This window comes from Streptomyces sp. BR123 (genome assembly GCF_013401435.1).
Lineage (GTDB): Bacteria > Actinomycetota > Actinomycetes > Streptomycetales > Streptomycetaceae > Streptomyces.
This window is the reverse complement of record NZ_JACBGN010000515.1, coordinates 1-2,697: the sequence shown is the minus strand read 5'-3', so window position 1 is coordinate 2,697 and position 2,697 is coordinate 1. Positions and strand designations below refer to the sequence as shown.

Genomic DNA, 2,697 nt, shown 5'->3' with positions numbered 1-2,697 from the left:
GAGGGGGCGGAACGAGCCGTTCCTGAGTGGGTGTCGGTCAATGCGGCCGGAGGCAAGCGGACGGCTCGCCGCCGGGGGGTAGTTCAGCCGCCGTTCACGTCCGGGCGTGAGCGTGTGCGCCGCGCGGCAGCCCCGGCCGCCGTGCGGCACATCCGCCACGACGACAGGCGCACCACCTTCCACACCCTCTCCCACACCCCCTGGAGTGACCCGATGCCGCTCAGCCGTAGGGACTTCACCGCCCGTACCGTCCTCGCCGGTGCGGGAGTCGCGCTCACCGGCACGGTCGGCGCCCTCGCCACCGCCCCCGGGGCGCTGGCGGCCGACGACAGCGTGCAGCGCGACGAGCACGGCCGCCCCTGCGAGCCCGGCTACGGCCCGCTCCTGTCCGACCCGGCCGGAATCCTCGCCCTCCCCGCCGGGTTCCGGTACCGCGTCCTCACCCACAGCGGCGTCACCCGCCTCGAATCCGGTGAGTTCACCCCTCAGAAGCACGACGGCACGGCCGCTTTCGAGGGCCACCACGGTGTCACCCTCCTCGTCAACAACCACGAGCTCAAGGGCAGGCGCGGCGACTGGGCCCACCCCGTGCCGCTCACCGAGGGCCTCGTCTACGATCCGGCCGCGGCCGGCGGCTGCACGGTCGTCGAGGTCCGCCGTGGAGGCGAGGTCGCCGAATGGGTCGGCATCGCCGGTACGTCGACCAACTGCGCCGGCGGCGCCACCCCCTGGGGCACCTGGCTCACCTGCGAGGAGACCGAGGACCGGGCCGGCAAGAACGGGATGGCCAAGGACCACGGCTACGTGTTCGAGGTCGACCCGCACGACCGCCGCGCCAACCGCGCACCGCAGCCGGTCAAGGCCCTGGGACGGTTCGCGCACGAGGCCGTCGTCATCGACCCCCGCCTCGGCCACGGCTACCTGACCGAGGACGCCTCCGGCCCCAACGGGCTGCTCTACCGCTGGACCCCGCCGAGCGGCTTCCGCCACGGGCGCGGCAGGCTCCGTACCCTCGCGGCCGACGCCGGGGTGCTCGCGGCCGCCAAGTGCTTCGACAGCAGAGGCCGGTTCGTCGACGACCTGTCCCGGGCGACGAGGACCGGCACGGTCTACGGCGTCGACTGGGTGCCCGTACCGGACCGCGACGCGCAGGCGGTGTCGGTGCGCAAGCAGTTCGGGGACGGCGCGGTGACCCGTGCGCGCAAGCTGGAGGGCATGTGGTGGGCCGACGGCGGCGCCTACTTCGTCTCCTCGTACGCGCGTGAGGAGAGCCCGGGCGCCGCGCACGACGGCCAGGTGTGGTTCCACGACCCCAAGCGGCGCACGATCACGCTGAAGGTGCTGCTCGGAGTGAACCCGGATCCGGTCGGGGGCGCTGCCGGCGAAGGCCCCGACAACATCACGGTCTCCCCGTACGGCGGGCTGGTCATCGCGGAGGACGGTGAGGGCCTCCAGCACCTGTTCGGCGCCACCGAGTCGGGCCGTACCTACCCGCTGGCCCGCAACGAGCTGAACATCGGCACCGCGGAGGAGCCGGAGTACTCCGAGTTCGCGGGGGTCTGCTTCTCGCCGGACGGGCGCACGCTGTTCGCCTGCATCCAGGAACCGGGCATCATGCTGGCCGTCACCGGGCCGTGGCGGCGCACGCCGCGCTGAACTCCCTGCGGGACGCTGCCGCTGCCGTGTCCGTACCCGCACAGCGGGTACGGCTGCGCCGCCGCCCTCACGGGGCGGCGGCGACCTCGACGGTTTCGGCGCGGCTGGCGCTGGCCCATTGCTCGAGCAGGAACTCGTACGCCGCTGAGGGCCATTCGTCATCCACCCGGGTCTCGACGAGGTGCCGTATCGCCTCGTTCGCCTCTGCGGCGGACGGGCGGGCGGGACCCGCGGGCCTGAGTGTGCTGTACATGGTTTCCAGGCTACGGGCGGACACGGACCGTCACTGCCGGTTTAAGGGTGTAATCCATCACCTCGGCCGGCGGCCGGGCCGTCGGCGGTCGCCCCATGTGCCCGCCCACCTGCTCAGAGTGTCTCGGCGCCCGGCTTCACCATGCCGCGTACTGTGCGGGACTTCACAAACTCCCCGATGGCCGTCATCTCCCATTCGCCCGAGAACTGCCGGATCAGTTTCGCCATCATCACCCCGGTCTGCGGCTCGGCACCGGTGAGGTCGAAGCGGACCAGCTCCTCGCCGCTCGCCGCGTCGATCAGGCGGCAGTAGGCCTTGGCGACCTCGGTGAACTTCTGGCCGGAGAAGGAGTTCACGGTGAAGACCAGGCCCGTCGCCTCGGCGGGCAGCCGGCCGAGATCCACGACGATCTCCTCGTCGTCCCCGGCGCCCTCGCCGGTGAGGTTGTCACCCGAATGCCGGATGGCGCCGCCCAGGATGGAAAGGCGGCCGAAATAGCAGCTGTCGATGTGGTTGCGCTGCGGGCCGTATGCGATGACGGACGCGTCGAGGTCGATGTCCCGGCCGCGGAAGGCCGGTTCCCAGCCGAGGCCCATCTTCACCTGGGAGAGCAGCGGGCGGCCGTGTTTGACCAGGGACACGGTCTGGTTCTTCTGGAGGCTGACCCGGCCCTTGTCCAGGTTGATCTTCCCGGTGCCGGCCGGAGCGGCTGCGGGCGCGGCCGGCGGGGCGGTCGGGGCGGAGGCCGGGGCCGGCGGCGGGACCGTGACCGGCGGGGAGACCGGCGC

Annotated in this window: 3 protein-coding genes; 1 reads left to right on the top strand and 2 read right to left on the bottom strand. The window is 72.5% G+C overall.

Translation table 11 applies throughout. The features are described from left to right. Positions 1-213: 213 nt before the first annotated feature. Positions 214-1,656 (top strand): alkaline phosphatase PhoX, encoded by a 1,443-nt coding sequence (locus HYE82_RS35770; RefSeq protein WP_179178397.1) that lies wholly within the window; start codon positions 214-216, stop codon positions 1,654-1,656. Between the two features lie 67 nt (positions 1,657-1,723). Here HYE82_RS35770 and HYE82_RS35765 read toward each other — a convergent pair whose 3' ends face one another. Beyond that, positions 1,724-1,909: a hypothetical protein gene (locus tag HYE82_RS35765; protein WP_179178396.1), complete on the bottom strand. Its 186-nt coding sequence runs from the start codon at positions 1,907-1,909 to the stop codon at positions 1,724-1,726. A gap of 113 nt (positions 1,910-2,022) precedes the next feature. Then, positions 2,023-2,697: TerD family protein (locus HYE82_RS35760; RefSeq protein ID WP_179178395.1), on the bottom strand; the 675-nt coding region annotated here is incomplete at its 5' end.

What these genes read in the sequence shown, in the direction of transcription:
- HYE82_RS35765 (WP_179178396.1), bottom strand. Translation starts at nt 1,909, where the DNA reads ATGTACAGCACACTCAGGCCCGCGGGTCCCGCCCGCCCGTCCGCCGCA.
- HYE82_RS35770 (WP_179178397.1), top strand. Translation starts at nt 214, where the DNA reads ATGCCGCTCAGCCGTAGGGACTTCACCGCCCGTACCGTCCTCGCCGGT.